Here is a 22,785-nt window from a genome sequence, read left to right as displayed (position 1 = left end):
TCGGGCTTCAGGATTGTTCCAGTATGTAAATTCGGGTGCTAAAGTGCCAACCCTCAATCCAGTTCCTGCGGCGTCGTCCGAGTGGGGTATGCCCGGCCCGCGCCGCATCACCGCCACATTCGCGCATGAAAAAAGCAGTACTGCTGGCCGCGGTTGCGGCAGGGTTGGCCGCGGGGGCCGCGCTCGGCGTTTTTGTGCCGCGCTGGCTGGCGCCGCCCGCCCCGACCGCCCAGGCCGTCTCCAAACCCGCTCCCGCCGCTCCGGCCCGGGTGGCCGTTGCCGCCGTCCAGGAAGTCCCCTTCGCGCGCGGGCTGTCGGCCGTCGGCAGCCTGCGTTCCGATGAGTCGGTCGTCCTGCGGCCGGAAGTGGCCGGGCGTATCCAGTCCATCGAATTCAAGGAAGGCCAGCCCGTCAAGCAGGGCCAGCTCCTGATACGCCTGGATGACTCCGTGCCGCGCGCGGAACTGGCGCAGGCGCGCGCCAACCTGACGCTGGCGCAAAGCCATTACCGCCGCGCCGTGGAACTGCAGGGCAAGGGCTTCGTCAGCCAGCAGGCGCGCGACGAGTCGGCCAGCACGCTCAAGGTCCAGGAAGCCGCCGTGGCGCTGGCGCAGGCGCGGCTGGACAAGATGACCATCTCCGCCCCGTTCGCGGGCATCGTCGGCCTGCGCAGCGTGTCGGTCGGCGATTACGTGAACCAGGGCCAGGACCTGGCGCCGCTCGAAGCGATCGACCCCCTGAAGGTGGACTTTCGCGTGCCCGAGATGTATCTGAGCAAAGTGGGCGTGGGCCAGCAGTTGACCCTGCGCCTGGACGCGCTGCCCGGGCAGGAACGCCGGGGGCTGGTGTACGCCGTGAGCCCGCTGGTCGACGCGGGCGGCAGGTCCATCCTGCTGCGCGCCACCGTGGCAAACCAGGACGGCGTGCTGCGGCCCGGCATGTTCGCCCGGGTGCAACTGCTCTTTAGCGAGGACAAGGCGCTGGTCGCGCCCGAGGCCGCGCTATCGCCGTCGGGCGAAACGCAGTACGTTTATCGGGTCGAGAACGGGGTGGCAAAGCGGCGCGAAGTGACGATCGGCGAACGGCGCGAGGGCCGCGTCGAGATCCTGACCGGCGTGGCCGCCAATGACATGCTGGTGGTCTCGGGCCTGCAGCGCGTGACGGATGGCGCGTCCGTCACCATCGTGGGCAACGGCTCGTAGCGCCGGCCCCTCCACACTTTCAGCGGTAGCGCCATGCGTATCTCGGAAACCTGTATCAAGCGGCCGGTGTTCGCGTCGGTCCTGTCGCTGGTCATCGTGCTGATCGGCCTGATCTCGTATTCGCGCCTGACCGTGCGCGAATACCCCAAGATCGACGAGCCCATCGTGTCGGTGGACACCACCTACAAGGGCGCGTCGCCCGAGGTGATCGAATCGCAGGTGACCAAGCCGCTGGAAGACCAGTTGGCGGGCATCGAGGGCGTGGACGTCATGACCTCGCGCAGCCGTTCCGAACGCAGCCTCATCAACATCAAGTTCAACCTGTCGCGCGATCCGGATGCCGCGGCGGCCGAAGTGCGCGACAAGGTGTCGCGCGCGCGGCGCTTCCTGCCCGACGAAATCGACGAGCCCATCATCGGCAAGGTCGAGGCGGACTCCCAGCCCATCATCTACATCGCGGTGGAGTCGGGTTCTTTTTCGGCGATCCAGACGTCCGACTACATCAACCGCTATATCAAGACGCGCCTGTCGGTGTTGCCGGGCGCGGCGGAAGTGCGTGTCTTTGGCGAGCGCCTGCCGTCCATGCGCATCTACGTGGACCGCGACAAGCTGGCGGCCTACGGCCTGACGGTGCAGGACGTGGAGGCCGCGCTGCGCAGCCAGAACGTGGAAATTCCGGCGGGCCGCATCGAATCGCGTGCCCGGGAATTCTCGGTGGTCTCGGCGACCGACTTGCAGACCCCCGCCCAGTTCGAGGACGTGATCGTCGCCAACGTGAAGGGATACCCGGTGCGGCTGCGGGACGTGTCCAAGGTGGAGATCGCCGCCGCCAATGACCGGATCCTGTCGCGCTTCAACGGCAAGCCGGCCATCAATATCGGGGTCACGCGGCAGTCGACCGCCAACCCGCTCGAACTCTCCAAGGCGGCGCGCGAGGAAGTGGCGCGGCTGAATGAAACCCTGCCCGCGGGCATGAAGCTGAACATTGCCTACGACTCGTCGGTGTTCATCGAGCGTTCCATCGATTCCGTGTTCCACACCATTCTCGAAGCCATTGTCCTGGTGGTGCTGGTGATCTTCTTTTTCCTGCGCAATCTGCGCGCCAGCATCATTCCCATCGTCACCATTCCGGTGTCGCTGGTGGGCGCCTGCGCGCTGATGTACCTGTTCGGCTTTTCGATCAACACGCTGACGCTGCTGGCCATGGTGCTGGCGATCGGGCTGGTGGTGGACGACGCCATCGTGGTGCTGGAGAACATCTACCGCCACATCGAGGACGGCATGCCGCGCAAGGAAGCGGCGCTGCGGGGGTCGAAGGAAATCGGCTTCGCGGTGGTCGCCATGACTATGACGCTGGTCACCGTGTATGCGCCGCTGGCCTTCGCCACGGGGCGCACGGGCCGGCTGTTCATCGAATTCGCGCTGGCGCTGGCGGGCGCGGTGCTGGTGTCCGGCTTCGTGGCGCTGACGCTCACGCCCATGATGTGTTCGGTGCTGCTGCGGCACGAAAGCAGCCACAGCCGCTGGTACAACCTGATCGAAGGCTGGCTCAACGCCATGAGCAATGGCTACCGGCGCATGCTGGGCGCGTCGCTGCGGCATCGCTGGGTGGTGGTGGTGATCGGGCTGGCCGTGGCGGCGGGCAGTGGCGTGCTGTTCAAGGTGGTCAAGAGCGAACTGGCGCCGGTCGAGGACCGCGGCGTGGTGTTCGGCATCGTCAATTCCCCCGAGGGCGCCACGCTGAACTACACGCTGGACAGCATGCTGGGCATCGAAAAATTCTATGCCGACATCCCCGAGGCCAGCGGCAGCCAGGTCACCGTGGGCTTTCCGACGGTCACGGACGGCACCGCGATCCTGCGCCTCAAGCCCTGGGAAGCGCGCGAGCGCAAGCAGCAGGCCATCACCCAGCAATTGCAGCCGCAATTCGCGTCGCTGCCGGGCGTGCGCGCCTTCCCGACCAATCCGCCGTCGCTGGGCCAGTCGGCGCGCTCCAAGCCGGTGGAATTCATCATCATGAGCCAGGCCTCGTATGAAGAGCTGTCGCGGCTGACCGGCATCTTCCTGGCCGAACTGCGCAAGTATCCGGGGCTCCTGAACCTGGACACCGACCTGCGCCTGAACACGCCCGAGCTGCGCGTGCGGGTGGACCGCGACAAGATGGCCGACGTGGGCGCCAACGTGGACGTCGTGGGCCGCACGCTCGAATCCATGCTGGGCGGCCGCCAGGTCACCCGCTACAAGGACGAGGGCGAACAATACGATGTGATCGTGCAGGTGACTCCGCGCGACCGCGCCAATCCCACCGATATCTCGGGCATCTACGTGCGCGCGCGCGACGGCAGCATGGTCCAGCTGGACAACCTGCTGGGCGTGCACGAAGGCGTGTCGCCGCAGTCGCTCAATCACTTCAACCGCCTGCGCGCCGTGAAGATCGACGCGGCGGTCGCGCCCGGCTACGCGCTGGGCGAAGTCCTGGAACACATGCACCAGGTGGCGCGCGAGGTCCTGCCCAACACCATCATCACGGACCTGGACGGCCAATCGCGCGAGTTCCGCGATTCGTCGGGCAGCATCTACCTGGTCTTCGCGATGGCGCTGGCCTTCATCTACCTGGTGCTGGCCGCGCAGTTCGAGAGCTGGCGCAATCCTTTCATCATCATGCTGTCCGTGCCGCTGTCCATGACCGGCGCGCTGCTGGCGCTGTGGCTGACGGGCGGCACGCTGTCGATCTATAGCCAGATCGGCCTCATCACGCTGGTCGGGCTGATCACCAAGCACGGCATCCTCATCGTGGAATTCACGAACCAGCTCCGCGACGAGGGCAGGGAACTGTACGAAGCCGTGGTCGAAGCCAGCGTGCTGCGCCTGCGCCCCATCCTGATGACGACCGGCGCCATGGTGCTGGGCACGGTGCCGCTGGCGCTGTCGACCGGGGCGGGGGCCGAATCGCGCCAGCAGATCGGCTGGGTTCTGGTCGGCGGGCTGATGCTGGGTACACTACTGACCTTGTTCGTCGTGCCGGTGGCCTACACGCTGATTGCCGCCGCACGCAAGAAGCCAGGCAAGACCGGCAGCGAAGCGCCTCATGCGCACACGCCGCCCGCCTCGCAGCCCCAAGCGTCGGAATAGTGAGTTATGCGCCAGATCATCTTTGACACGGAAACCACCGGACTGGACCCTGCCCAGGGCCATCGCATCGTCGAAATCGGTTGCGTGGAGATCGTCAACCGCACGGCGACGGGCAACAACCTGCACATCTACCTGAACCCAGACCGCGACAGCGATCCCGAGGCGCTGGCGGTGCACGGCCTGACCACCGAATTCCTGTCGGACAAGCCGCGCTTTGCCGAGATCGCCGACGAATTCGTCACCTTCATCCAGGGCGCCGAACTGATCGCGCACAACGCCGCGTTCGACGTCAAGTTCTTCAACGCCGAACTCGCGAAGATCGGCCGCGGCCCGATCACCGAGTTCTGCGAAACCGTCACCGATTCGCTGCTGCACGCGCGCTCGCTGTTTCCCGGCAAGCGCAATTCGCTGGACGCGCTGTGCGACCGCTTCGGCATCTCGAACGCGCACCGCACGCTGCACGGCGCATTGCTCGACTCCCAGCTTCTGGCGGAAGTCTGGCTGGCGATGACGCGGGGCCAGGACGCGCTGCTGATCGACGTGGACGACAACGCCGGCGCCAGCAGCGGCGGCGTGGTGCTGGCCAGGTTCGACGCGTCCGGCCTGCCGGTGCTGCAGGCCAGCGCCGAAGAACTGGCCGAGCACGACGCCTATCTCGCAGCCCTGGACAAGGCCGTGAGCGGCGAGTGCGTGTGGCGCAAGCTCGAAGCGCCCGTGGCCGCGCCTGCTTGAAGTTTTTTCAAGGCGGCTTGCACGCGTATAAAAATCCGTGCTATTATTTCGCCTCTTTCGGGGTGGTTAGCTCAGTGGTAGAGCACTGCCTTCACACGGCAGGGGTCACTGGTTCGAACCCAGTACTACCCACCAAAGACCTTCCAAGGCTGTCTGGCCTTTGAAGCGCCCCAGAGAAGCAATGCCCGTATCGCACACAGTTTTATCGCGGCGCCGGCGTTGTTCTTCTTCGGGCAGTAAGCAAAAAGCCAACCTTCATCGGTTGGCTTTTTTGTTTTCGATTCATTAACCTTCTTCTGATCTGCCGCAAACCGGCCCTTTCCGGTTGCGCCAAGCCTGTTCCACGCCTGTCTATCATGAACAAGACGGCGATTGATCGCCAGGGTCGATCGCCAGGATTGACCGCAAAACAGGAGAAGGCCATGGGTCCGCATACCAACACCATGCTTATCATCATCGTCACGGGCGTGGCACTCATGTTGATCGGCTTCGGGTTTCGTGACCGCAATCTTGGCATGACCTTGATGGGGCTGGGCCTGGTCACCGCCATCGGCGCGATCATTTACAAGGCTTACATCACTTTCTATTGACGGCCCGCCTGTCTGGCGGCGTCAGCCGTTTTGCGACTGCTGCCGGGCAACTCGCGCCAGCAGGGTGTCGAGCTGGTTCGCAAACGCCTTGCGGTCGGCCTGGCTGAAGGTTGCCGGGCCGCCCGTGTCCACGCCGCTGGCGCGCAGTTCTTCCATCATGTCCCGCAGCGCCAGACGTTCCCGGATGGTTTCCGGCGAATAGCGTTCACCGCGCGGGTTGAGCGCCATCGCGCCTTTTTCCAGCACCTGCGCGGCCAGCGGGATGTCGCCGGTGATGACCAGATCGCCTTCCTGCACGCGCTCCGCGATGTGCGCGTCCGCCACGTCGAAGCCGCGCGGCACCTGCACGGCCCGGATCAGCGGCGACGGCGGCGTGTAGAGCGCCTGGTTGGCCACCAGCGTCAAAGGCACCTGCCAGCGCTGCGCGGCGCGGTACAGGATGTCCTTGATGACGGCGGGGCAGGCGTCCGCGTCGACCCAGATATGCATCGTGCTTACGCGCCCAGCGCCGTCTGCAGCGCCTCGGCCACGATGTCGTTGGTGGATACGCCGCGCTCGGCGGCGGCGGCGCGCAGCTTGTCGGCCTGCGCCTGGGACAGTTTCAGCGGAAACGGCACCAGGCCGGCGGCCTGGTCGAGCTTGCGCTGTTCGCGGCGGTCGGGCGCCTGCGAAGCGGCGCCAAAGCGGTCCGGCGTGGCGGCCTGCTTGAGCTGGCCGGCCAGCTTGAGGGCCTGGTTCTTTTGGAGGTCGAATTTGTTCATCGGAATTCCTGAAATGGAGCGCCATCATAAGCGCAACGGCCTCATTGCGGCTTGGCGTGCTCCAGGGCGGCGATGCCTTCCTCGGCGCCGTCGTGCAGGGGCACGCTCAGGCCGAGCCGGGCGGTGGCCGCGGACACCTGCGATCCCTGGGTCGAGCCGGCCGCCAGCAGGTCCTGCCCGGCCTGGTACACGGCGCGCACCACCACCAGCGCTTCGTCGCGCGTCAGGTCAGTGGTGGTCAGCATCAGCGCGGCCATGCCCACGGTGGGAATGCCTTCCGGCTGGTTGGGATACGTGCCCGCCGCGATGTCCAGCGCCATCAGCACGCTGTCGCCGGATGTCAGGGTCTTGATGGCGGCCCGGTCCAGGGGCAGCAGCTTGAGTTGCGCCGGAATCAGCGCGTCCCGCAGCGGCGTGGCCGGCACGCCGATCACCTGGGCGGCGGCGTCCACCGCGCCGGAGCGCAGGAGCGGCAGGGCCGCGACGAACGGGGTGTCCGACACCTGATAATCGCGGCCGGCCTGCAGTCCATGCGCGGCCAGCACGATTTCCAGGGTGGCCCGCACCGCCGAGCCCTCCGGACCCAGCGCGATCGTCTTGCCCTTCAGGTCCGCGACGCCGCGCAGCGCCGGGTCGTCACGCACGACGATGTGGACCATTTCCGGATACAGGCTGCCCAGCGCGCGCAGGTTGGTGAACGGGCCTTGCCCCGCGAACGGGCCCTTGCCCTCGTAAGCCATCCGGGCCGTGTCGGCCTGCGCCAGTCCCACCACGGCGTCGCCGCTGCGCAGCAGCGCGATGTTGTCGGCGCCGCCGCCGGTGATCAAGGGCGACACGCGAATCTGGCGCGCGCGCGCCACCTCGCTCAGGGCGCGGGCAAAGGCCAGGTATTCGCCGCGGTCCGGGCCGCCGGCCAGAGGATAGCCTTGCTGCAACCGGGCCAGCCGGCCGTTGATGCGGGCCACCGAGCGCTCCAGCTCCTGCTGCACCACGTGTTGTGCGGTGCTGGACGCGCTGTAGGTCACCGAATGCGTGATCTGGTCCAGCGTGTCCAGGAGCTGGCGCGTCACCGGGGGCGGCGCGCCCGTGTCCAGCGAGGGCGCTTCGGCGGCCTTGAACCCGGCAGGCGTCACAAGCCGCCAGTCGCCTTCTTCTTTGCGGTAAATGGCGCTGGCGTGGGCGACGATGCGATCGCCGGCCTGGTTGCCGCCGGATTTCACGCCGCTGATGCTGCGGGGGCCTGCGCCCAGCAGCGTCACCAGCGAGGCCGCGCCAGGCTGGTCCCACGCGCCCAGCGAGACATCGCGCGCAAGCTCCAGTTCGACGTCGAAATAGACCACGCGCCGGGTTTCGCCGGCCGGCGCGGTGCTGTCGGATGCCGATCCCATGCGCCGGAGGTCGGCGATGCGGAACAGGCCCTGCCCATAGGTGGCGTCCAGGCTGCGCTCGACGTCGGCGCGCAGGGCGTCCGCGTCCGGAGCGCGGCTGCAGGCGGCAAGCAGCACGCACAGCAGGGCGATCAGCAGTCTCTTGAACATGGCTAAATCCCTCCCACGAAAGGCAAGGAGATCAGCGTGCTCAGGATGATTACGTTCAGGATGTCGATCAGGAACGCGCCGGTGACCGGGACCACGATGAAGGCTTCGGGGGCGGGACCGTGGCGGCGCGTCAGCGCCTGCATGTTGGCGATGGCGGTGGCGGTCGCGCCCAGCGCGAAGCCGCAGAACGCCGCGGACATGATCGCGGCCTCGTAGTCGCGCTTGAGCATCCGGAACACGACCCAGGCGGCGTACAGCGCGCAGAACAGCGTCTGCACCACCAGCATCAACGCCAGCGGACCGGCCAGGCGGGCGACGCTGGAAAGGTCCAGCGTCATCATCGTCATGCCCAGGAACAGCGACAGCGAGATCGTGCCGATGATGTCGGTGGCGCGGTCGTCCAGCCGGATGCCCACCAGCGGCCCGGCGTTGCGGATCACCACGCCCGTGGCCAGGCACCACAGGAAATTGGGCAGGCTGACGGGAGCGTCTTCCACCATGGCCGCCAGGAAGCCGCCCACCACCAGGCAGACGAAGGCCGCCGTCAGGGACAGGATGAACGTCCCGGGGGTGGGCGGCGTTTGCGCCTCGTCCTGGTCGACGGTCTGTTGCCCTTCGGCCGCCTTCTGATCCAGGCCGCCCGACACCTTGTGCCGGCGCATGATCCATTCCGCGACCGGTCCGCCGACGACGCCGCCCAGCACCAATCCCAGCGTGGCGGCAGTCATGGCCAGCGGCATCACGTCCTGGATGTTGTTGAAGTCGGCAAAGCGCGTCGCGTAGGCCGCGCCGGTGCCATGGCCACCCACCAGTGTGATCGTGCCGCCCAAGAGGCCCATGAGCGGATGCATGTCCAGGAGCCATGCCATGCCCAGCCCCACCGCATTCTGCAGCACCAGGAAAGGGATCAGCGCCAGCAGGAAGGCGATGAGCCGGGGGCCGCCCTTGGCCAGCAGCTTGAGGTTGGCCGTCAGGCCGATGCACCCGAAGAACAGCAGCAGCAGCGTGGGCTTGATGCTGGTCTCGAGCGAGACGGCAAGGCCGCCCCAGGTCGACAGCAGGTAGGCCAGCACCGCAAACAGCAGGCCCCCCACGATGGGATCGGGGATGCTGTAGCGACCCAGGATGCCGATCCGCGTGGTCATGCCCCGTCCGACGACGAGCACCAGGCAGCAGGCGAGGAAAGATTGGACGGGCGAAAGGGAGATCATACGAACCTTCGCGCCCCGTCGGGGCGCAGCAAGTCAGGCTATCCAAACCATTTGCTGCCGCATCGCTCGCGGACTGTGAACCTATCTTACGACCAGCCAAGCCCCGCTGTACACGGGAAAGACGCGACGTCTGCTGTCGCGCTACGCGCCGGCGCACGCCAAGGGAAAGGCGCGTGACATGTAACTGGCGCCCGGTCCGTAGCCGGCCAGTTTGCCGGCCAGCCCGGCGGCGCCGGCCGCAACCGGCGCATAGCCATGGCGCAGCCAATAGCCCGTTGCGCCGGGCAGCGACACCAGGCTCGCGCGCGCCAGGCCGCGCTGCATCGCCCGATCGGCGGCCGTGCGCACCAGCGCCTGGCCCACGCCAAGGCCTTGCGCCGCCGGCACGACCGCGCAGTCATGCAGGAACCAATGATCGGCCTGCGGCGGCAGCGACGCCAGCGGCTCGTCCAGGGCGGGCGGCAGTCCGGCGTCCCAGGGATAGGAAATCAGATAGCCCAGCAAGCCGCCGGACGTATTGGCGCCGTCCGGCCGGGCGACCCAGCAATAGTGCGGCGCGAGGGCGAGGCGGTTCAGGAAGAAGTCCGCGCCTTCCAGCAGGAAGCGCGGATAGGCGAGGGCCTGGGCCTGGAGGATGGCGTCGACGTCGCTGGCCAGCATGGGACGGACTTGGTATTGCATGACGATCCGAAGACAGGAAACAGAAAACAGATAACAGAAAACAGATACCAGCAATTGGCCCGCCATTTTAATGACCGGCCTAAATGACCAGCCTTGATGCCCGGCCCGGCAATCGCATTTCATGAAAATTTGACGAGGCCCTGCGCATACTGCATCGCATCCCGCAGCGCATTTCGTGTTTTCAGAGTCTCATGCATATCCAGTTCCGGTCCGACCCGCCAGCGCCGCAGGTGCTGGCCAAATCGTTGCCCTTGAGATCGGTATGGCCGCCGCAGGCGGCCGACGTTCCGTACGACACCCGCGTCACCTGCGTGATCCCCTGCCTGAACGAGTGCGAGAACCTGCGCGTGCTGCTGCCGCTGCTGCGCAATCGGCTGAGCGCGCTGTGCACCAGTTGGGAGATCATCGTCGCCGACGACGGCAGCACGGACGGCACGGAGGCGTTGATGGCCGAGTGGACCGAGCACGACGGGTTCCGCCATGTGCAGCTATCGCGCAATTTCGGCAAGGAGGCCGCGCTGAGCGCCGGCCTGCAAGCGGCCAGCGGCCAAGTGGTGATCTGCCTGGACGCCGACCTGCAGCATCCGCCGGCCCTGATCGAACAGATGCTGGCGCGCTGGGCGGCCGGCGCCGAAATGGTCTACGCCGTGCGCCAGGACCGCGCCGATGAATCCTGGCTCAAGCGCTCGGGCGCGCGCTGGTTCTATACGCTGCTCAGCAACGCGCGCGGCGTGCAGGTGCCGCCGCATGCCGGGGACTTCAGGCTGATGGACCGCGGCGTGGTCGACGCGCTGATCGCGCTGCCCGAACGCACCCGCTTCATGAAGGGCTTGTACGCCTGGGTGGGCTTCAAGGGCGAGGCGCTGCCGTACACCCCGGATGCGCGCATGCATGGGACCAGCCAGTTCAGCCGGCTGCGCCTCTTCCGGCTGGCGCTGGACGGCCTGACCGCGTTCACGACGTGGCCGCTGCGCATGGTCAGCCTGGTCGGCGTCGCGTTCGCCGTGCTGGCGCTGGCCTATGCGGCGTTTCTCGTGGGCGATTACCTGATGTCGGGCAATGCGGTCTCCGGGTGGACGACCATCGTCACGGCGGTGCTTTTCTTTGCGGGCGTCAACCTGATTTCCCTGGGCGTGGTGGGCGAATACGTGGCGCGCATCTTCGACGAGGTCAAGGGCCGGCCGTTGTTCGTGGTGCGGCGCAGCCGCGGCCGCCCCGCAGGCAAGGCGCAGGGCTGAGCATGGCGGATCTCATCAAGCCGGCGCGCTCCGAATGGGCCCCGCCGGCGGGCCGGCTCTTGCTGGCCGCCGGGTTCTGGCTGGCGTGGCTGGCTTGGCTGCGCCCGTTGACGCTGCCCGACGAAGGCCGCTATGCCGGCGTGGCCTGGGACATGCTGCGCAGCGGCTCGCACGCGGTGCCGCTCCTGGACGGCATGCCGTACTTCCATAAGCCGCCGCTCTACTACTGGCTGACCGAATTGTCGTTTTCGGTGTTCGGGGTGCATGCGTGGGCGGCCCGGGTGCCGTCGCTGCTGGCCGCCTGGGGGGGCGCCTGCGGGCTGTATGTCTTCGTGCGGCGCCATCGCGGCGCGGCCACCGCCAGCCTGACGCTGCTCATCCTCTGCACCCTGCCGTTCTTCTACGGCGGCGCGCAATTCGCCAATCTGGACATGCTGGTCGCGGGGCTCATCACGCTATGCGTGCTGGCGGCGGTGGAGGCCGCGCTGCGGGCCGGACGCGGCGAGCCGCAGCGGGGGATGGCCATGGCCGCCGCCGCGCTTGCCGCACTGGCGGTGCTGGCCAAAGGGCTGATCGGCCTGGTGCTGCCGGGCGCCATCCTGCTGGTCTGGCTGGCCTGGGAAAGGCGCTGGCGCGGCCTGGCGGCGCTGGTCCGGCCGTCGGCGCTGCTGACGTTCCTGGCGATCGTGGCGCCGTGGTTCGTGCTGATGCAGATCCGGTATCCCGGCTTCTATGACTATTTCTTCGTCTACCAGCACTTCCAGCGCTTTGCCGCCGGCGGCTTCAACAATGCCCAGGCGTGGTGGTTCTATCTGCCGGTGCTGGCTGGACTGAGCCTGCCGTGGTCCCTGTGGGCGGGCGGCATGTTTCGCCGCGCGTTCTGGGCCGAGGGGCCGGCGCGCGCCCTGCGGCGGCTGGCGGCCGTCTGGTTCGGGGTGGTGGTGCTGTTTTTCTCGATGCCGCATTCCAAGCTGATCGGCTACGTGCTGCCCGCGCTGGCGCCGCTGGCGTATCTGCTGGCGGAAGTCATCCTGGCGGCGGGACGCGGCCAGGACGACGCGCAGACGCCGCGGCTGGCGCGCCTGAGCGCGGGCGTCGCCGGCGCAATCTGCGTCATCGCCGTCGCCGTGGCCGCCAATCATGGACGCGGCAGCGCCGCGCCGCTGGCGCAGGTTGTGCGCGAACAGGCCAGGCCGCAGGACACCTTCGTGTCGCTGCACGCGTATCCGTTCGACCTGGCGCTGTACACGCGCGCGCCCCGGCCCACCTGGGTGGTGGACGACTGGCTCAATCCCGAAGTGCCCGTGCGCGACAACTGGCGCAAGGAACTGTACGACGCCGCGAAGTTCGATCCGGTCACCGGCGAAGAGGTGCTGGTCAGCGCCGCGCAATTCTATGCGCGGCTGTGCGCCGCGCCAGAGGGCGCGCGGTTCTGGATCTGGGGCAATCATGCGGATGGCGAGGCCTACACGCCGCTGCAGGGCGTCAAGCCCGTCGTCGCGAGCGTGCGGCACGCGATGTGGCGCGTGGAAGCGGACGCGGCGCTCAGGCGGCGGGTCTGTGCCGGAACGCCCACAGCCGGCTAGCGACGAAGGTCGCGAACGCCAGGCCGATCAGGATCAGGGCGAGCAGCGTGTCGTAGGGCAGCGTGGTGGCATGCAGCAGCCAGGCGTAGGCGGATTCGTTGATCGCAAAGCCGATGGCTGAAATCAGAAAGAAACGACGGGCCGCGACGGTCCAGGGTATGGGCGAATGTCGAAACGTGAGCCGGTAGTGGCCGCCGAAGGACACGGCGAAGGCGATCAGCCAGCCGATCAGGTTGGCCGCCAGCGGCGGGGCGCCGAAAGCTTCGACGCAGCCCACGGCAACGCCCCAGTGCGTTGCCGCCGCGGCGCAGCCGACGGCAATGAACAGGCTGATCTGCCGGATGAGGGCGCGCATGAGGGATGTGTCGGACAGGAAACGAAAGGGGCGTCGATGAGCAAACGCGTCGTGGTGTGCGGTGACGATTTTGGCATGAATGCCGACGTCGATGCGGGCATGAACGCGCTGGCCGGCATGCGGCGCATCAGCGCCGTCAGTTGCCTGACGCTGGGCCCCACGTTCGCGGCCAATGCGCCGCGGCTCGCAGCGATGGACGTGGATATCGGCCTGCATGTGAACTTCTCGGAGACGTTGGACCCGCACGGCGACGCCATGCCCGCGCTGGGCGCGCTGATCCTGAAGGCCTACGCGGGACTGCTCGACACGGCCTGGATCGACGCGCAGCTTGCGCGGCAGATGGATGCCTTCGAAGCCGCATTCGGCCGCGCGCCGGATTATGTCGACGGGCATCAGCACGTGCATCAGCTTCCCGGCATCCGCGGGCGCATCCTGGACCTCCTGGCGCGGCGCTACGGGACGCGCACGCCCTGGCTGCGCCAGACCGCGCCCGGCATGCTGTGCGGCATTCCGCTGAAAGAATCGCTCAAGGCGCGCGTGATCGGCGCGCTGGGGGCGCACGCGCTGGCGCGCGAGGCCCGTTTGAGCGGCGTGCGAACCAACCGCCGCCTGCTGGGCGTCTATGCCTTCGGTGGCGGTCGACGCCGCTTTGCGCATCTGCTGCAGACCTGGCTGTTCAACGCGCGCGACGGCGATCTCGTGATGTGCCATCCCGCGCAGGGCGACGGGCCCGGCGATGCGCTGGCCCGCCAGCGGCGCGCCGAGTTCGAGGTGCTGTCCAGCCCCAGGCTGGGTGAGTGGCTGACGGCCAATGGCGTGCGCATCACGCGCCTGGCGTCGGCCGCGCGCGGATTCAGCGCGGATTGAGCGGGCCGGCTATGGCTGCGTCAGACTTTGCAGCAGCCATGCCCCCGCCGGCCCGAGCGCGCGGCGCGTGGACCATACCGCGTCGACGTGGATGTGGCGCGGCCATCCGGGCGCCTTCAGCTCCACGAGCTGATCGCCGCCGAATCGCTGGATCATCCAGCGCGGCAATTCCGTCCAGCCAAAGCCCAGGCTGGCCATTTCCAGCAGCATCAGGTAGCCGGGCGCCGACCACGTGGAACGCGCCGGCGTCGCTTCTTTGTCATCAAGCTCAAAGGTGCTCAGGCGCAGTTCGCGTGCGGCCTTCAGGTGGTCGGCCGTGACGGATGCCTGCTGGGCGAGGGGATGGGACCGCCCCACGCAGAGGACGATCTCGGACCCCTCGGCCAGACAGGCGTGCGCCACGTCCGGCGGATAGCTTTCCTGCGCCGCCATCAGGCCCACGTGCGCGCGGCCCTGCTGCACCAGCGCCACCACGTCCTCGTATTCGGCGATCAGGCATTCGAAGCGCAGCGACGGATAGCGCGCATCGATCTGGCTGAGCATGGCTTCGAAGGTGCTCGACTGGAACGTGTCGGACAGCACGACCGTGAGCCGGGGCTCCAGCCCCTCGGCCAACTGGCTGGCGCTGCGGTTCAGGCGGTCGTTCGCGGCCAGCACCTGCATCGCCTGCCCGAGCAGCACCTTGCCCGCCGGGGTGAGCGCGGGCTGGCGCTGGCTGCGGTCGAACAGCGCCACGTTCAGGTCCACCTCCAGGTTGGCGATGGTTTCGCTGATGGTCGACTGGCTTTTGCCCAGCTTGCGGGCGGCGGCCGAGAACGAGCCTTCGGCGGCAACCTGGGCGAAGGCGGCCAGGGATTCGAGGGAATGGCGCACGGGATGTCCGGTCGGTGGTGTATCGGTTTTTCCGATGAATAGTATCTTTATCGTAACGGAAATGTCGCAGACAATGCCGTCATTCCGTAGCAACCGACCGCAGGTGGGTCATGACGCAAGCCAAGAAGACGCAAGCCAAGAAAACCCTCAAGGAACGCTTTCTCCACGCGTTTCTGTTCGAAATCATCGCCATCGGCCTGTGCGCCCCGGTGGCGGCCTGGGCGATGGGCAAGTCCCTGTTTGAAATGGGCGTGCTCACCGCCGTGATCGCCTGGATCGCCCTGGTCTGGAACATGATCTACAACGCCGGATTCGACCGGATCGAGAATCGCCTGGGCTGGAAGCGCACCTTGCGCGTCCGCGTGGTGCATGCGTTCGGTTTCGAGTCCGGCCTGATCCTGATCGTGATCCCGCTGGCGGCGTGGTGGCTGGGCATCAGCCTGTGGGAAGCCTTTGTGCTGGACATCGCGCTGGTGCTGTTCTACCTGCCCTACGCGTTTTTCTACAACCTTGCGTATGACCGCGCCCGGCCCCGGGTGATCGGATGGCTGGCGCGCCGCGACGACGCCGCGGCCGCCCGGGCATGAAAACCTAGCCCTTCTTGCGCTGGTACGCCTGGCTGGCGTCCCGCATGAAGGTCTTGACGGCGGTTTCGTATTGCGTGCCGCTCCGGAAGGCGCCCGAGTGCGAGGCGCCTTCGATCTTGACCAGCCGTTTCAGGTCCGGCGCCACGTTGCGGGCGGCGGCAAAGAGCTCGTCGCTCATGGTGTGGGGCACCACGCGGTCGGCGGTGCCGTGCATGAACAGCATGGGCGTGTGCAGTTGCGCCAGCTTGTCCACCGAGGCGAACGGCTGTGTGACCAGCAGGCTGGCGCCGGGCACCTTGCCCCAGCGCAGCGTCGCCAGCATCGCACCGATGCTGGTGAAGCTGGACTCGACGATCAGCCCCGCGAAATCCGGCTGTTCCGGGCGCGAGGCCAGGTCGATCGCGATTGCGCCGCCCAGGCTGTGTCCGTACACGAAGCGGCGCGCGGGATCGGGCTGCAGCCGCGCCAGCTCCTTCAGCCCTGCCATGGCGTCTTCGAGCGCGCTTTCTTCGGAGGGCAGGCGCGGCGAGGACGCGCCGAAGCCGCGATAGTCGATGGCCAGCATCGAATAGCCCATGCGGCTCCAGCCATCGATGCGAAAGGCGCTGCCGTTCAGGTTCCAGCGCGCGCCGTGCAGGTACAGCACGGTGGGCGCACCCGCCTTCGGACTTTGCAGGTACCACGCGCGCACCTTGTCGCCGTTGTCCAGCGTCAGGTCGTACACCTGCGTGCCGGCGGCGGGCTCGCGCCACCAGGTCTGCGGTTCGGATTGCGGGGAAAAGATGGTCTGGCGCTGCCAGGAGTCCAGTTGCGTGCAGCCCACGACGCTGCCGGTGGCGAGCAGGGCGGCGACGAACAGTCGGCGGGCGGAAAATCGGGGCAGGGCGGGCATGAATGGTCTGACCCTGGAAGTCAGGCTGGGTTCCGGCATCAGCATAACTCGGCGCGGCCGGCGAGGGGCGGCCGACGAGGCGCGGCCTGCCAGGTGCGGCGTGCGTGCCTTGTCCTTACGCCGCCGCGGGGTGGACCTCGCGCGTCAGCGCCAGCCACGCCTGGGCGGCGTGCGACAGGTAGCCCCCGCGCCGCCACACCAGCACCATTTCCCAATCCGTCCCCGCATCGCGCAGCGGCACGCGGGCCACCCCGGCGTGCTGCGCCTCGTTGGCCGTGATGCGCGGCAGGAACGCCACGCCGAGCCCGGCGGCCACCAGCGCCACGATGAAATCGATCTGGCCGCTGCGCGCCGCGATGGCGGGGGAGAAGCCCGCGCGGTGGCATGCATCCTGGATGATGCGGTTCAGGGCGAAGCCCGTTTCGAACAGGACGAAGGGCGATTCACGCAGGTCGTGCAACTGCACGGATTGCGCCCGCGCGAGCGGGTGGTCGGACGGCATCAGCGCCACCAGCGGTTCGCGCGCCACGGGCTGCCAGTCGACGTTGTCGGGCACGGGCTGCAGCGACGCCGCCAGTTCGATGTCGCCCGCCATCACCATCTCTTCCAGCCGGCGGCTGCCATGTTCCACGAGGCTGATCTCGATGCGCGGATAGCGGCTGCGAAAGCGCGCGAACATCGGCGCGAACAAGGAACTGCTGCCCAGCGGCGGCAGGCCCAGGCGCAGCACGCCCCGCTTCAGGCCCTTCAGGTCGTCCAGTTCCGCATGCAGGTCGTCGCGTTCGGCCAACATGGTCAGCGCGCGCCGGTACACGATCTCGCCGGCGGCCGTCAGCCGCGGGGGCTGCGCCTGACGGTCCAGCAGGGGCATGCCGAGCTCGTCCTCCAGTTGGCGCACGGCCTTGCTGACCGTGGGCTGCGTGGCATGGATGACGTTGGCCGCCTGGGTGAAGCCGCCCTGGCGGACGACTTCGACCAGGGCTCGCAGGGTGCGCAGTTCCATGGATATGCCAATGTGGAATGAGGTGGATTCGTCGAATTCATTTTATCTATGGCATTGCCGGGCGTAAAACGTATTACGCAAACCGCAAACCGCAAACCGCAAACCGCAAACCCCAAACCCCAAACCACAAAACCCGCGCCAGGCGCTGGCCCCCGTTCTGTCCCATGTCCCATTTCCGCCCTACCGTCCGCCTGCGCAGCGCCCTGCGCCGCAGCCGCCTGCTGCAGATCGCGCTGATCGTCCTTTTTTCCCTGGTGGGCCAGGCCCTGGCAGCGGCCAGCGGCCTGCCCGTGCCCGGCGGCGTCGTCGGCATGGCGCTGGTGCTGCTATTGCTGGCCACGCGCCGGCTGCGCGTGCGCAATGTCCAGCGCGGCGCGAGCTGGCTGCTGGGCGAAATGCTGCTGTTCTTCGTGCCCGCGGTGATGTCGCTGCTGGACCACCGCGAATTCCTGGGCGTGCTCGGCCTGAAACTGCTGGCCGTCATTCTGCTGGGCACCGCGCTCGTCATGGCGGGCACGGCGCTGACCATCGACCTGTGCTATCGCTGGATGCATCGCCATGCCGGCTGAGTTCAACCTGCTGTTCTGGCCGGCGGCCACGGTCGCGGCCTACGTGTGCGCGCGCCTTTTCTACCGTCGCCATGCCTACTGGTGGACCTCCACCCTGGTCGTCGCGCCCGCGCTCCTGCTGGCGCTGGCGATCGCGCTGCATACCGGCTATCGCGACTACATGGCCGGTTCGCACTGGCTGATGGCCATGCTGGGCCCGGTCATCGTGGCGTTCGCGCTGCCGCTCTACGAGCAGCGCGCGCTGATCCGGCGCTATTGGCCGGTGCTGGCGGCGGGCGTCGCGGTGGGCAGCGGCATCGCGGGGGGCAGCGCGTGGCTCCTGGGCAGCTTGTTGGACCTGCCGCCCGACCTGCGGCTCAGCCTCCTGCCGCGGTCGGTGGCCACGCCGTTCGCCGTGACGGTCTCGTCCCACGTGGGCGGGGTGCCTGACCTGACCGCTGTGTTCGTCATCGTCACGGGCGTTTTCGGCGCGGCCATCGGCCAGTTCATGTGCCGCCGGCTTGCGCTGCGTTCGGCGCTGGCGCGCGGGGCGCTGTTCGGCATGGGCGCGCACGGGGCGGGCACGGCCAAGGCCCGCGAGCTGGCGGCCGAGGAGGGCGCGGTCGCGGGCCTGGTGATGGTGATGGCGGGCCTGTTCAATGTGCTGGTCACGCCGGCGGTGGTGGCCGGCCTGCTGGCCTGAACGGCCCGTCAGTGCAGCAGTTCCAGCACGACCGGATACAGCGAGGCGACCAGCAGCAAGGCCATGCCCACATTGAAGGCGCGGATCGCGGCGGGGCGGTGCAGCACGCGGCGCAGCGCCGTGCCGAACGTCACCCAGATCCCGATGCTGGGCAGGTTGACGATGCCGCAGACCACGGTCGCGATCACCAGATTGGCGAAAAAGCCGTTCTGGGGCGTGTAGGTCGCCACCACGCCCACCGCCATCACCCAGGCTTTGGGATTGACCCACTGGAAGGCCGCCGCCTGCAAAAAGGTGAACGGCTTGCCGCGCGCCTCGCCCTCGTCCAGGGGGCCCGAGTTTGCGATCTTCCAGGCCAGGTAGAGCAGGTAGGCCGCGCCGGCGTACTTCAGCACGGAGTAAAGGGCGGGGGTCTGCTGGAAGACCGAGCCCAGGCCGATGCCGACCAGGAAGATCATCAGCGTGAAGCCCAGGTTCACGCCCAGCAGATGCGGCAGGCTGCGCCGGAATCCGAAGTTCAGGCCCGACGACGCCAGCATGACGTTGTTGGGGCCGGGCGTGATGGAGCTGACCAGCGCGAACAGCGCCAGGGGACCCAGCAGGGAAAGCGAGGCCAGCGGGATATCGGCCCAGTTGGCGGGGAACAGATTCATTTCGGGGTCCTTACGATGGCGCGGCGTCCGCCGGCAATAACGGCGATCACGGCCGCGGCAAACAGGTACGTGGCCGCCTCCACCGTTTCGCCAAACAGCAAGCCAGCCGCCACCACGGTGAGAAAGGGCTGCAGCAATTGCACTTGTCCCACCCGGGCGATGCCGCCGGCGGCCAGCCCGCGATACCAGGCGAAAAATCCCAGGAACATCGAGCCGAACGCGAGGTAGGCGCAGGCGGCCATCACGGACGAGCTGGGCCAGTGGGGCTGTTGCGCGGCCATCCAGGCCACCGGGCCGGCCACCAGGGGGGCGCTGATCGCCAGCGCCCAGCAGATGGTGCGCCAGCCGCCCAGCGTGCGCGAGGCCCGCGCGCCTTCAGCGTAACCCAGGCCGCCCAGCACCACGGCCACGAGCAGCCACAGGTAACCCGCCGTCAGCGTGCCTTCACCTTGGCGCAGGGCATAGGCCGTGACCAGCGCGGCGCCCAAGACGGCCCAGGCCCAGAAGGCGGCCGACGGCCGTTCGCCGCTGCGCAGGGCGGCAAAGGCGGCGGTGGACAGCGGCAGCAGGCCATTGAACACCGCGCCCTGCGACGCCGGCACCGTCTGCATCGCCAGCGACGACGCCAGCGGCCAGCCGACGACGATGCCCAGGGCGGCCAGGATGACGCCCGGCCACTCCTGGCGGTTGGGCCGGCGGCTGCGAGTCAGCCACAGCAGGGCGATGGCGGGCAGGGCGGCGATCAGGGCGCGGCCCAGGCCGACCAGGAGGGGCGCCAGTTCGGCCACCGCCAGTCGCGTCATGGGCAGCGTCAGCGAAAACACCAGCACGCCCAGGAAACCGTAGCCGTATCCTTCCCAGAGGGAAGACGGGACGGAGGGAGAGACCGTGGGCGTGGGGTAAAGCGCGGGACGGGTCATGACGGCACCGGGGAAAAATGAGTGCATCGCGCCGCCCACGGTTGCGGGCGCGCGGCATTGCTGTCACTCTACGCATAGCTATCGGTACAGTACCGGTACACAATGGCATGTCACTTTAATCACTGGCCTGGTCGAATCTCCATGACAGTTGCTCCGCCTTCCTCGTCTTCCATGCCCTGGCAACCCGTGCGCCAGGCCGATGCCACGCTCGTGGCGCAACTGGCCGACGGCCTGGCCCGCCGCATCGACGAGCAGGGCCTGCGGCCGGGCACGCGCCTGCCGTCCATCCGCAAGATGGCCGAACAGTCCGGAGTCAGCCGCTTCACCGTGGTCGAGGCCTACGACCGGCTGGTGGCGCGCGGACTGGTCCAGTCGCGCCGGGGCGCGGGCTTTTTCGTGAAGGCGCGCAGCGGCCCGCTGACGGCGGTGGCCGCCGCCGCGCCCAGTACGCTGGCGCCGCCGGCCCGGGTGGACATCGCCTGGCTGCTGCGCAGCATGTTCCGCGAATCGAACGCGCCGGGCATGCCGGGCGGCGCGGGCCTGTTGCCCGCGGACTGGCTGGATCCGGACATGGTGGCGGGCGCGGTGCGCGCGGTGGGACGCTCGGTGCGCGCCAACCTCGTCAGCTACGGCAGCCCCCAGGGCTTCGCGCCGCTGCGCCAGCAGATCGCCGCAATCCTGCAGAACGAAGGCGTGCCGGCGCACCCCGAGCTCAACCTTCTTACGACCAACGGCGTCACCCACGGGCTGGACCTGATTGCGCGGCACCTGGTCAAGCCGGGCGACACCGTCCTGGTCGAGGATCCGGCCTGGTTCGTGATTTTCGGCCGGCTGGCCGCCTTCGGCGCCCGCCTGATCGGCGTGCCTCGCGGGCCGGACGGCCCCGACCTCGGCCTGCTCGAGCAACTGGCCGCGCAGCACAAGCCGCGCCTCTTCATCATCAATGGCTCGGTCCACAATCCCACCGGCCACACCCTGTCGGCGGGCGCCGCCTATGGCATCCTGCGCATCGCCGAGCGCCACGATTTCATGGTGGTCGAAGACGACACTTACGGCGAGCTGCATCCGGGCGGCGCCATCAAGCTGGCCGCGCTGGACCGCCTGAACCGCGTCATTTTCGTGGGCGGCTATTCCAAGATGCTGGCGGCCAGCCTGCGCGTGGGCTATGTGGCCGCCAACCCCGAACTGCTCCAGAAGCTGGCGGACCTGAAGATGCTGGCCGGCCTGACCTCACCCGAACTGGGCGAGCGCGTCGTGCACCGCGTGCTCATGGAAGGGCAGTACAGGCGCCATATCGAACGCGTGCGGCTGCGCGTCGACGACGCGCGCCAGCGCTGCATGAAGGGGCTGCAGAAACTGGGCCTGACGGTGCCGCACGAGCCGCATGCGGGCATGTTCGTCTGGGCCGATTGCGGGCGGGACTCGGAGGTGCTGGCCCGCGCCGCCGCCGACCGCGGCATGCTGCTCGCGCCCGGCACGCTGTTCTCGCCGTCGCAGGCGCCGTCCACCATGCTGCGCTTCTCGGTCTCCATCGCGGACCATCGGGGCATCTGGGCCGAACTGGAAAAACTCTTCGCGCAAAACGGGTCCTACAATCAATAATATGCAGTTGTCTCGCCAAGTCATCGAAGGAAACGTCATGTCCACACCCATCAAGCCCCTGACCCAGAACTTTGCCGTCGCTCCGCAACTGGGGCCCGACGACATGGCCGACGTGGCCGCCGCCGGCTACAAAAGCGTCATCATCAATCGCCCGGATTTCGAGGGCGGTCCGGACCAGCCCACCGCCGCCGACGTCTCGCGCGCCGCGCAGGCCGCCGGCCTGCAGATCGAATACCAGCCCGTCGTGGGCAGCGCCATGACCGCTGCCGACGTTGCGCGCTTCGCTGAACTCCTGCGCACCCTGCCGGGCCCCGTGCTGGCATACTGCCGCACCGGCACCCGCTGCACGAACCTGTTCGCGGCTGCGCAGCAGTTGGGATAAACCCGGCATTGACCCTCGTCAAGCCCGCTGGTTCGGCCTGATGTGAACCCCGCGGCTTTCCGGTAGCATAAAGATTCCTCCAAAACAGGAGCAGGCAAGATGTTCAAGAAGATCCTGATTCCCACCGACGGTTCCCCGCTCTCGGCGCAAGCCGCCAACGCAGGCATCTGCTTCGCGCGCTCGGTCGGCGCCGAAGTCGTCGGCCTCTACGTGACGCAGCCGTTCGCGGCCACGATCGGTTTTGACGGCATGGCCGCGGCCTATGCCATTACCGACGAAGACTACGAAAAGGCCTCCGCCGAGCAAGCCGACAAGTACCTCAAGCAGATCCGCGACCGCGCCGACACCGCAGGCGTCAAGGCCGATACGCGCGCCGTGTCCAATTTCAACGTCGCCGACGGCATCGTGCAGGCCGCCACCGACACCGGCTGCGACCTGATCTTCATCGGCAGCCACGGCCGCAGCGGGCTGTCGCGCCTCTTGCTGGGCAGCGTCACCGCCAAGGTGCTGTCGCTGGCCACCACCGCCGTGCTCGTGTATCGGGTCAAGGAAGAAAAGAAGTAATTTGCGCCGTCCTGGCGCGCACCGCGCGCCCTTGGCATGCGCCACAGCCCCTCGCAAGAGGGGCTTTTTCATGGCCGCGCCATCGGTCGAGGCGTTTGCCCATACTTTGGTATGCCCCGGGCAAACCCATGGACCCGCCAAACCCGCTCCGGAAGGCCGTCGCAG

General features: G+C 67.9%; 24 protein-coding genes and 1 tRNA gene. 14 read left to right on the top strand and 11 right to left on the bottom strand.

The genetic code is table 11. From position 1 onward, the window contains the following. Window positions 1-125 precede the first annotated feature (125 nt). The 5 genes from BMW75_RS12510 (at window position 126) to BMW75_RS12490 (ending at window position 5,656) form a co-directional block, all read left to right on the top strand. Window positions 126-1,202 (top strand): efflux RND transporter periplasmic adaptor subunit, encoded by a 1,077-nt coding sequence (locus BMW75_RS12510; RefSeq protein ID WP_092579656.1) that lies wholly within the window; start codon window positions 126-128, stop codon window positions 1,200-1,202. Window positions 1,203-1,235: 33 nt separating this feature from the next. Next, window positions 1,236-4,334, top strand: coding sequence for an efflux RND transporter permease subunit (locus tag BMW75_RS12505; RefSeq protein WP_092579654.1), 3,099 nt, complete (start codon window positions 1,236-1,238; stop codon window positions 4,332-4,334). Between the two features lie 6 nt (window positions 4,335-4,340). Next, a complete protein-coding gene (gene dnaQ, locus BMW75_RS12500; RefSeq protein WP_092579652.1) occupies window positions 4,341-5,066 on the top strand; it encodes a DNA polymerase III subunit epsilon in 726 nt (241 codons plus the stop codon). A gap of 60 nt (window positions 5,067-5,126) precedes the next feature. Continuing rightward, window positions 5,127-5,201 (top strand) — tRNA-Val (locus BMW75_RS12495). Between the two features lie 221 nt (window positions 5,202-5,422). Further along, window positions 5,423-5,656 carry a hypothetical protein gene (locus tag BMW75_RS12490; RefSeq protein ID WP_139208525.1) on the top strand — a complete coding sequence of 78 codons (234 nt, stop codon included), beginning with the start codon at window positions 5,423-5,425 and terminating at the stop codon, window positions 5,654-5,656. A 21-nt stretch (window positions 5,657-5,677) separates the two neighbouring features. Here the strand turns inward: BMW75_RS12490 and BMW75_RS12485 are convergent, their stop codons facing one another. From BMW75_RS12485 to BMW75_RS12465, 5 genes are all read right to left on the bottom strand, one after another. Next, entirely contained in the window at window positions 5,678-6,145 is a 468-nt protein-coding gene (locus tag BMW75_RS12485) for a YaiI/YqxD family protein (RefSeq protein ID WP_092579648.1), read from the bottom strand. A gap of 5 nt (window positions 6,146-6,150) precedes the next feature. Continuing rightward, window positions 6,151-6,417: a hypothetical protein gene (locus tag BMW75_RS12480; protein WP_076518797.1), complete on the bottom strand. Its 267-nt coding sequence runs from the start codon at window positions 6,415-6,417 to the stop codon at window positions 6,151-6,153. Window positions 6,418-6,458: 41 nt separating this feature from the next. Continuing rightward, window positions 6,459-7,955, bottom strand: coding sequence for a TAXI family TRAP transporter solute-binding subunit (locus tag BMW75_RS12475; RefSeq protein ID WP_092579646.1), 1,497 nt, complete (start codon window positions 7,953-7,955; stop codon window positions 6,459-6,461). Between the two features lie 2 nt (window positions 7,956-7,957). Beyond that, entirely contained in the window at window positions 7,958-9,166 is a 1,209-nt protein-coding gene (gene gltS / locus BMW75_RS12470) for a sodium/glutamate symporter (RefSeq protein ID WP_092579644.1), read from the bottom strand. Between the two features lie 141 nt (window positions 9,167-9,307). Continuing rightward, window positions 9,308-9,826 carry a GNAT family N-acetyltransferase gene (locus BMW75_RS12465; protein ID WP_092579642.1) on the bottom strand — a complete coding sequence of 173 codons (519 nt, stop codon included), beginning with the start codon at window positions 9,824-9,826 and terminating at the stop codon, window positions 9,308-9,310. Window positions 9,827-10,038: 212 nt separating this feature from the next. Between BMW75_RS12465 and BMW75_RS12460 the strand changes: the two genes are divergently transcribed. Together BMW75_RS12460 and BMW75_RS12455 are read left to right on the top strand one after the other, a co-directional pair. Beyond that, window positions 10,039-11,085 carry a glycosyltransferase family 2 protein gene (locus BMW75_RS12460; protein WP_092579640.1) on the top strand — a complete coding sequence of 349 codons (1,047 nt, stop codon included), beginning with the start codon at window positions 10,039-10,041 and terminating at the stop codon, window positions 11,083-11,085. A gap of 2 nt (window positions 11,086-11,087) precedes the next feature. Further along, a complete protein-coding gene (locus BMW75_RS12455) occupies window positions 11,088-12,671 on the top strand; it encodes an ArnT family glycosyltransferase (RefSeq protein WP_092579638.1) in 1,584 nt (527 codons plus the stop codon). Here BMW75_RS12455 and BMW75_RS12450 read toward each other — a convergent pair. Then, window positions 12,631-13,026, bottom strand: a complete 396-nt coding sequence (locus tag BMW75_RS12450) for a GtrA family protein (protein ID WP_076518803.1) — start codon at window positions 13,024-13,026, stop codon at window positions 12,631-12,633. The two genes, BMW75_RS12455 and BMW75_RS12450, sit on opposite strands and share 41 nt — an antisense overlap. A 36-nt stretch (window positions 13,027-13,062) precedes the next feature. On the opposite strand from BMW75_RS12450, the gene BMW75_RS12445 reads away from it, so the two are divergent. After that, window positions 13,063-13,893 carry a ChbG/HpnK family deacetylase gene (locus BMW75_RS12445; RefSeq protein WP_092579636.1) on the top strand — a complete coding sequence of 277 codons (831 nt, stop codon included), beginning with the start codon at window positions 13,063-13,065 and terminating at the stop codon, window positions 13,891-13,893. Window positions 13,894-13,902: 9 nt separating this feature from the next. On the opposite strand, the gene BMW75_RS12440 is transcribed toward BMW75_RS12445, so the two are convergent. Continuing rightward, window positions 13,903-14,766: a LysR family transcriptional regulator gene (locus tag BMW75_RS12440; protein WP_092579634.1), complete on the bottom strand. Its 864-nt coding sequence runs from the start codon at window positions 14,764-14,766 to the stop codon at window positions 13,903-13,905. Window positions 14,767-14,876: 110 nt separating this feature from the next. Here BMW75_RS12440 and BMW75_RS12435 point away from each other — a divergent pair, with 110 nt between their 5' ends. Beyond that, entirely contained in the window at window positions 14,877-15,353 is a 477-nt protein-coding gene (locus tag BMW75_RS12435; RefSeq protein WP_092579632.1) for a multidrug/biocide efflux PACE transporter, read from the top strand. A 4-nt stretch (window positions 15,354-15,357) separates the two neighbouring features. Here the strand turns inward: BMW75_RS12435 and BMW75_RS12430 are convergent, their stop codons facing one another. Both BMW75_RS12430 and BMW75_RS12425 read right to left on the bottom strand, forming a co-directional pair. After that, entirely contained in the window at window positions 15,358-16,245 is an 888-nt protein-coding gene (locus BMW75_RS12430; protein WP_092579629.1) for an alpha/beta hydrolase, read from the bottom strand. Between the two features lie 115 nt (window positions 16,246-16,360). Beyond that, the gene (locus BMW75_RS12425) at window positions 16,361-17,248 is read right to left on the bottom strand and encodes a LysR family transcriptional regulator (RefSeq protein WP_092579627.1); all 888 of its coding nucleotides are present in this window, start codon (window positions 17,246-17,248) and stop codon (window positions 16,361-16,363) included. A gap of 164 nt (window positions 17,249-17,412) precedes the next feature. Between BMW75_RS12425 and BMW75_RS12420 the strand changes: the two genes are divergently transcribed. Together BMW75_RS12420 and BMW75_RS12415 are read left to right on the top strand one after the other, a co-directional pair. Then, complete coding sequence (locus BMW75_RS12420; protein ID WP_092579625.1) at window positions 17,413-17,817, top strand: CidA/LrgA family protein; 405 nt, start codon at window positions 17,413-17,415, stop codon at window positions 17,815-17,817. Next, a complete protein-coding gene (locus BMW75_RS12415; protein ID WP_092579623.1) occupies window positions 17,807-18,499 on the top strand; it encodes an LrgB family protein in 693 nt (230 codons plus the stop codon). Before BMW75_RS12420 ends, BMW75_RS12415 begins: the two co-directional genes overlap by 11 nt. A gap of 8 nt (window positions 18,500-18,507) precedes the next feature. On the opposite strand, the gene BMW75_RS12410 is transcribed toward BMW75_RS12415, so the two are convergent. Continuing rightward, window positions 18,508-19,152: a LysE family translocator gene (locus BMW75_RS12410; protein WP_076518811.1), complete on the bottom strand. Its 645-nt coding sequence runs from the start codon at window positions 19,150-19,152 to the stop codon at window positions 18,508-18,510. Beyond that, window positions 19,149-20,072, bottom strand: a complete 924-nt coding sequence (locus tag BMW75_RS12405) for a DMT family transporter (RefSeq protein ID WP_092579621.1) — start codon at window positions 20,070-20,072, stop codon at window positions 19,149-19,151. The genes BMW75_RS12410 and BMW75_RS12405 overlap by 4 nt, the downstream gene beginning before the upstream one ends. Before the next feature lie 186 nt (window positions 20,073-20,258). Between BMW75_RS12405 and BMW75_RS12400 the strand changes: the two genes are divergently transcribed. From BMW75_RS12400 to BMW75_RS12390, 3 genes are all read left to right on the top strand, one after another. Next, window positions 20,259-21,674 (top strand): aminotransferase-like domain-containing protein, encoded by a 1,416-nt coding sequence (locus BMW75_RS12400; RefSeq protein ID WP_092580012.1) that lies wholly within the window; start codon window positions 20,259-20,261, stop codon window positions 21,672-21,674. A gap of 37 nt (window positions 21,675-21,711) precedes the next feature. Further along, window positions 21,712-22,056, top strand: a complete 345-nt coding sequence (locus tag BMW75_RS12395) for a protein tyrosine phosphatase family protein (protein WP_076521927.1) — start codon at window positions 21,712-21,714, stop codon at window positions 22,054-22,056. 99 nt (window positions 22,057-22,155) lie between these two features. Then, the gene (locus BMW75_RS12390; protein WP_076518813.1) at window positions 22,156-22,620 is read left to right on the top strand and encodes a universal stress protein; all 465 of its coding nucleotides are present in this window, start codon (window positions 22,156-22,158) and stop codon (window positions 22,618-22,620) included. The last annotated feature ends 165 nt before the right edge of the window (window positions 22,621-22,785 follow it).

The organism is Achromobacter sp. NFACC18-2, from assembly GCF_900108985.1.
In the GTDB taxonomy this organism is placed as follows: domain Bacteria; phylum Pseudomonadota; class Gammaproteobacteria; order Burkholderiales; family Burkholderiaceae_B; genus Achromobacter.
The sequence above is the reverse complement of the archived record's forward strand: the minus strand, read 5'-3'. Positions and strand labels throughout refer to the sequence as shown.

Coding starts and splice junctions, on each gene's coding strand:
- BMW75_RS12430 (WP_092579629.1), bottom strand. CDS start 16,245: ATGCCCGCCCTGCCCCGATTTTCCGCCCGCCGACTGTTCGTCGCCGCC.
- BMW75_RS12505 (WP_092579654.1), top strand. CDS start 1,236: ATGCGTATCTCGGAAACCTGTATCAAGCGGCCGGTGTTCGCGTCGGTC.
- BMW75_RS12490 (WP_139208525.1), top strand. CDS start 5,423: ATGAACAAGACGGCGATTGATCGCCAGGGTCGATCGCCAGGATTGACC.
- BMW75_RS12405 (WP_092579621.1), bottom strand. CDS start 20,072: ATGACCCGTCCCGCGCTTTACCCCACGCCCACGGTCTCTCCCTCCGTC.
- BMW75_RS12460 (WP_092579640.1), top strand. CDS start 10,039: ATGCATATCCAGTTCCGGTCCGACCCGCCAGCGCCGCAGGTGCTGGCC.
- BMW75_RS12510 (WP_092579656.1), top strand. CDS start 126: ATGAAAAAAGCAGTACTGCTGGCCGCGGTTGCGGCAGGGTTGGCCGCG.
- BMW75_RS12425 (WP_092579627.1), bottom strand. CDS start 17,248: ATGGAACTGCGCACCCTGCGAGCCCTGGTCGAAGTCGTCCGCCAGGGC.
- gltS (WP_092579644.1), bottom strand. CDS start 9,166: ATGATCTCCCTTTCGCCCGTCCAATCTTTCCTCGCCTGCTGCCTGGTG.
- BMW75_RS12480 (WP_076518797.1), bottom strand. CDS start 6,417: ATGAACAAATTCGACCTCCAAAAGAACCAGGCCCTCAAGCTGGCCGGC.
- BMW75_RS12445 (WP_092579636.1), top strand. CDS start 13,063: ATGAGCAAACGCGTCGTGGTGTGCGGTGACGATTTTGGCATGAATGCC.
- BMW75_RS12395 (WP_076521927.1), top strand. CDS start 21,712: ATGTCCACACCCATCAAGCCCCTGACCCAGAACTTTGCCGTCGCTCCG.
- BMW75_RS12390 (WP_076518813.1), top strand. CDS start 22,156: ATGTTCAAGAAGATCCTGATTCCCACCGACGGTTCCCCGCTCTCGGCG.
- BMW75_RS12410 (WP_076518811.1), bottom strand. CDS start 19,152: ATGAATCTGTTCCCCGCCAACTGGGCCGATATCCCGCTGGCCTCGCTT.
- BMW75_RS12455 (WP_092579638.1), top strand. CDS start 11,088: ATGGCGGATCTCATCAAGCCGGCGCGCTCCGAATGGGCCCCGCCGGCG.
- BMW75_RS12420 (WP_092579625.1), top strand. CDS start 17,413: ATGTCCCATTTCCGCCCTACCGTCCGCCTGCGCAGCGCCCTGCGCCGC.
- dnaQ (WP_092579652.1), top strand. CDS start 4,341: ATGCGCCAGATCATCTTTGACACGGAAACCACCGGACTGGACCCTGCC.
- BMW75_RS12435 (WP_092579632.1), top strand. CDS start 14,877: ATGACGCAAGCCAAGAAGACGCAAGCCAAGAAAACCCTCAAGGAACGC.
- BMW75_RS12465 (WP_092579642.1), bottom strand. CDS start 9,826: ATGCTGGCCAGCGACGTCGACGCCATCCTCCAGGCCCAGGCCCTCGCC.
- BMW75_RS12450 (WP_076518803.1), bottom strand. CDS start 13,026: ATGCGCGCCCTCATCCGGCAGATCAGCCTGTTCATTGCCGTCGGCTGC.
- BMW75_RS12485 (WP_092579648.1), bottom strand. CDS start 6,145: ATGCATATCTGGGTCGACGCGGACGCCTGCCCCGCCGTCATCAAGGAC.
- BMW75_RS12415 (WP_092579623.1), top strand. CDS start 17,807: ATGCCGGCTGAGTTCAACCTGCTGTTCTGGCCGGCGGCCACGGTCGCG.
- BMW75_RS12475 (WP_092579646.1), bottom strand. CDS start 7,955: ATGTTCAAGAGACTGCTGATCGCCCTGCTGTGCGTGCTGCTTGCCGCC.